Source organism: Paenisporosarcina sp. P4_E4_2, assembly GCF_056401595.1.
Map to the genome: position 1 here is coordinate 1 of NZ_JBFUJC010000247.1, position 4,691 is coordinate 4,691.

The following is a 4,691-nucleotide window of genomic DNA, read 5'->3' on the forward strand; positions in this document are numbered from 1 at the left end:
ACCTAGAGCAGTGGAAACGACACCGTCAATTCCATTCGTTCCCCGGTTAGCATAAATCGATATGTCTTTATCAGTTTGATTGAAGAACGTATCTACATCACGGATTGGCATACTGCTGCCTGAAATAAGATCACTCCCATCAGGCAAATGTTTAAAGAGCTGACCTGCTAGCGCACCTTCGTCGTGTTGTTCATTAATATATCTCTCAACGTGCTTTGTAGCAATCGTATTAGCCTCTGTCCATTTTGAAAGAGCTTCATTCTCTTGAATGTTACTTAACACTTTCCACAACGCTTGGGCCTCGGAGTGTACATGATGAGTCACAACACCTAATGAATCCCTGAACAAAGGATCTTCATCCACCGCAATATAGATTTCAGGCTGTACATCTTTCAAAAATAGCAATAGCGGTTTGGATACTGGTTGGGCACCAAAGCGAATAACTACATCGGGAACAATGGACTGTTTAAAGTGTTCACTTTTCAGAAGTGCATCGTATTGATCAATGAGTAAGTGTTGGCATTCTTGTGGGACGCCTGTCCGAAGTTGAGAAAGTGAATCCGCCAATACAGGCCACTGGATTGACTTAGCAAAAGCCCAAAACTCAGTCTTATCAGTGTCTGCCGATAGCTCCCCAACTATGAGTAAACCACGTCTTGCTTGAGTAATCGTCTGTTCAACAAAATCCAAATGGGACTGTGAAGAAACGATAGCCCCTGGTAATGATTTTTGAAAAGAAGAAGCTTCTATTTGATAGTCAAAATCAAGCAGTAAAGGTTCACGGAAAGGGATGTTCATATGGACTGGTCCCATTGGTGCAGCCTTTGCGTATGCAATGGCCCTCCCCGTATGACGGACAATAAATGGAATCGTCTCTTTATGGTCGTCAGCCAAAGGAAAGTCCACACTCCACTTAACATGTTTTCCATACAATTGAACTTGATCAATGGCTTGAGGTGCTCCCACTTCCCTAAGTTCATGCGGACGATCTGCCGTTAAAACAATAAGTGGAATTCTCGCATAGTTCGCTTCTACAATAGAAGGAAAATAGTTGGCTGCGGCTGTTCCGGACGTACATAGTAAAAGAACTGGACTCTGTTTAGCTTTTGCCATTCCTAAAGCAAAAAAACCAGCGGATCGCTCATCGATTTGCATATACGTGTTGAATTCTTTTGTAAGACTGAATGCATAAGCCAAGGGAGTAGAACGAGAACCTGGACTGATTACGATATCTTTAACGCCTGCCTGGAGAAAGGCTTGTACAATTGAGTGTACATACTCAGTTAACATTGCACGATTATCCATGTAATTTGCCTCCAAGCGTGCGTAACATCGGCCTGAATTTCACTAACGTCTCCGCATATTCTGAAGTCGGATCCGAATCCGCAACAATACCTCCACCAGCATATAGGTAAGCGTGCGTTTTATTTAATAACGCGGAACGGATCGCAACAGCAAACTCACCATTTCCTTCTGCATCTATCCATCCAACTGGAGCAGCATAGTATCCACGATTCATTTGCTCAACCATTCTAATTATAGCCATGGCATCTCCTCGGGGTTCTCCACCTAAAGCCGGCGTTGGGTGCAAATCTTTCACCAGTTGCAATAGTCCTTGACCTTTTTGCAACTTCCCTTCCACAGGTGTATATAGATGCTGGATATCCCTGATTTTCATCAATTTTGGATATTTAGGCACTTTAACATCATCACAATATTGGTTGAAAACACCTGTAATCATATCTACCACGTATTGATGTTCTTCCCTGTTTTTTGAATCCTGCAGTAAATCATTGCCTAATTGCTGATCTTCGGTTGCGGTTTGTCCCCGCTTAACAGATCCAGCTAAGCAAGTGGATAATGCTCGTCGATTTTCCACTTTCACTAAGCGTTCTGGTGTCGCTCCAAAAAACAAATTATCTGCAAGCTCTAAACCAAATAGAAAACTTTCTGGTTGCTCTTTAGACATATGATACATGGCGGATGGTGAACTCACTTCTTCAGCAAAGGTCAGTGCCAATGAACGTGCTATGACAACTTTTTGAGCTTCTCCGGCATGAATAAATTTCGTGACATGTGAAACTGCATCCATATACAACTCTTTGAAGCGCTCATCCATTTGAGTTAATAGAGGCTTTGCATAAGGTTTCAATTCTTTGACCTGTGCTGCATGAATCAGGTCATCCCGTTCACCTCGCAACCGATCGAATTGAAGTTGTGAATTTTTATCACTCGTGATTAAATGGATGCTGATAAATACTCTGTCATCACGAATAACGAGTTGAAAAGAAGGCACAGCAAAGTAAGCCGAAGGAAACATATCCCACTCGGAAGATAATTTATTGGCTGGATCGAATGAAAACCCTCCAAACAAAATTGGCTGTAAATCATGTTCTTCATTCACGATTTTAGAACATAATACATTCCATTGTTTATCCACTTCTGCAAAGCGATTTTCTTCTGACGAACTTGTAATGACATGAGCATGTCCAAGTCCGACTAATGTAAATGTCTTTTCACGGTTTTGCCAGTAAAATCGTTGACCTTTATATGACTCTCCTGCTTCAAAGAAAGCAACAGAGGATAATCCATTCACTTCAATTGTTTCTGTATAAAAATGTACGTCCGAAGAATAATCCTCGACTACATATTCTGTGGATGTAAATGACTTTCGTTTCATCCAGCTTCCCTCCGTAATTAGGACTTCATAAACATATGAGGACCCTTTAATATCCTACCTTCTATCATACCTCTTTATTGACAATTCAGCACCCGTTAAGCAAACAATCTACACAGAATTAAGTGGATGAAGTACAATGAGAGAGGTGAAAAAAGACGAAGGAGCGGAAACTATATGTCACACGATTTAAAAGCTGATAGTGGCTGGCGTATTTGGTGGCAATTAACACGGCCTCACACGTTAACTGCATCATTTGTTCCGGTGTTTCTAGGTACAATGATTGCAATTTCTTATACAGATATACACTGGCCTTTATTCTTAGCAATGCTAGTTGCAAGTATGCTCATCCAAGCAGCAACTAATATGTTTAATGAGTATTATGATTTTACAAGAGGTTTAGATAATGAGAAGTCTGTGGGAATTGGTGGAGCCATCGTCAGAAATGGCGTTCAACCAAAAACAGTTATGCAGCTCGCGTTACTGCTTTATGCAGTTTCAATTATCTTAGGGATATACATATGTATCGAAACCACTTGGCTGTTGGCAGTCGTTGGTGCCGTGTCAATGGCGATCGGCTATTTCTATACAGGCGGTCCCTACCCGATTGCGTACACACCTTTTGGCGAATTATTTTCAGGTGTATTTATGGGAATGCTCATTGTTCTCATCGCATTTTATATCCAAACAGGTGAAATAACGACCATTGCTCTATTATTGTCTATACCCAGTATGTTACTGGTTGCAGCAATTATGCTCTCCAATAATATTCGCGATTTAGTTGGTGATAAAGAAAGTGGTCGAAAAACGATGGCCATCTTAATCGGTCGCAAACGAGCAGTTAATGTCTTGTTAGCCCTGTTCGTAATTTCATACATTTGGATTTTAATATTAGTTATTCTAAACCTTGTAACGCCTTGGGCACTACTTGTGATCTTAAGCGTAAAGAAACCAGTGAATGCCATCCAAGTTTTCAAAACAAAAGAACACCCACTGGAAGTAATGCCGGCTATGAAAGATACAGCATTAACAAATACACTATTCGGATTCTTACTCGGCATAGGTTTATTGATCGGCTACTTATTATAGAATGAAAAACAACCGCAATTGCATTTAGCAATTGCGGTTGTTTGTTTATAAAAATGCTTGTATGAATTTTGTCTGTCATGTTTCGTTACAATTCGACATTTCTCCATAAAAAAACACGCTATCCCGAAGATAGCGCATCTTTTTAAATGACCCCTACGGGATTCGAACCCGTGTTACCGCCGTGAAAGGGCGGTGTCTTAACCGCTTGACCAAGGGGCCTTACATCTGGCGGAGAAGGAGGGATTTGAACCCTCGCGCCGGTTGCCCGACCTACACCCTTAGCAGGGGCGCCTCTTCAGCCACTTGAGTACTTCCCCAGATTGGCTCCGAAGGTAGGACTCGAACCTACGACCATCGCATTAACAGTSSRKTGCTCTACCACTGAGCTACTTCGGAATGGTGGGCCTAAATGGACTCGAACCATCGACCTCACGCTTATCAGGCGTGCGCTCTAACCAGCTGAGCTATAGGCCCACAAATTGGAGCGGGTGAAGRGAATCGAACYCTCATCATCAGCTTGGAAGGCTGAGGTTTTACCACTAAACTACACCCGCAATATGGTGGCTCAGGACGGAATCGAACCGCCGACWCAAGGATTTTCAGTCCTTTGCTCTACCGACTGAGCTACTGAGCCACATTGAATTTGTGCTAAGCTTTGAATCTCTTTGTCAGCTTCTTTCGTTCAGTCAGTCACGTACGTTAGTACGCTCCTTCCTTTACTCAATTGCTTCCTCGACCTTCTTTGCTTATCTCAAATTCTTAAAGAATTACTTAATAAAAATGGCGGTCCCGACGGGAATCGAACCCGCGATCTCCTGCGTGACAGGCAGGCATGTTAACCGCTACACCACGGGACCATTTGGTTGCGGGGGCAGGATTTGAACCTGCGACCTTTGGGTTATGAGCCCAACGAGCTACCGTGCTG

At 42.5% G+C, this 4,691-nt stretch carries 3 protein-coding genes and 7 tRNA genes; 1 reads left to right on the top strand and 9 read right to left on the bottom strand.

Annotation, left to right across the window (positions count from 1 at the left end; translation table 11 throughout):
* Positions 1–1,305: 2-succinyl-5-enolpyruvyl-6-hydroxy-3-cyclohexene-1-carboxylic-acid synthase (gene menD, locus AC1DSB_RS14590; protein WP_477586971.1), on the bottom strand; the 1,305-nt coding region annotated here is incomplete at its 3' end.
* Positions 1,298–2,680 (bottom strand): isochorismate synthase, encoded by a 1,383-nt coding sequence (locus tag AC1DSB_RS14595; RefSeq protein WP_477532642.1) that lies wholly within the window; start codon positions 2,678–2,680, stop codon positions 1,298–1,300. The genes menD and AC1DSB_RS14595, both read right to left, overlap by 8 nt.
* Before the next feature lie 174 nt (positions 2,681–2,854).
* On the opposite strand from AC1DSB_RS14595, the gene AC1DSB_RS14600 reads away from it, so the two are divergent.
* Entirely contained in the window at positions 2,855–3,766 is a 912-nt protein-coding gene (locus AC1DSB_RS14600; RefSeq protein ID WP_477532643.1) for a 1,4-dihydroxy-2-naphthoate polyprenyltransferase, read from the top strand.
* Between the two features lie 147 nt (positions 3,767–3,913).
* Here AC1DSB_RS14600 and AC1DSB_RS14605 read toward each other — a convergent pair.
* From AC1DSB_RS14605 to AC1DSB_RS14635, 7 genes are all read right to left on the bottom strand, one after another.
* Positions 3,914–3,985 (bottom strand) — tRNA-Glu (locus tag AC1DSB_RS14605).
* 7 nt (positions 3,986–3,992) lie between these two features.
* A tRNA-Ser gene (locus tag AC1DSB_RS14610) sits at positions 3,993–4,083 on the bottom strand.
* Between the two features lie 4 nt (positions 4,084–4,087).
* A tRNA-Asn gene (locus AC1DSB_RS14615) sits at positions 4,088–4,162 on the bottom strand.
* 1 nt (position 4,163) lies between these two features.
* Positions 4,164–4,240, bottom strand: a tRNA-Ile gene (locus tag AC1DSB_RS14620).
* Positions 4,241–4,246: 6 nt separating this feature from the next.
* A tRNA-Gly gene (locus tag AC1DSB_RS14625) sits at positions 4,247–4,320 on the bottom strand.
* Positions 4,321–4,324: 4 nt separating this feature from the next.
* Positions 4,325–4,400: transfer RNA gene (locus AC1DSB_RS14630), tRNA-Phe, on the bottom strand.
* A gap of 147 nt (positions 4,401–4,547) precedes the next feature.
* Positions 4,548–4,623 (bottom strand) — tRNA-Asp (locus tag AC1DSB_RS14635).
* Positions 4,624–4,691: the final 68 nt, after the last annotated feature.

What these genes read in the sequence shown, in the direction of transcription:
- AC1DSB_RS14595 (WP_477532642.1), bottom strand. Translation starts at nt 2,680, where the DNA reads ATGAAACGAAAGTCATTTACATCCACAGAATATGTAGTCGAGGATTAT.
- AC1DSB_RS14600 (WP_477532643.1), top strand. Translation starts at nt 2,855, where the DNA reads ATGTCACACGATTTAAAAGCTGATAGTGGCTGGCGTATTTGGTGGCAA.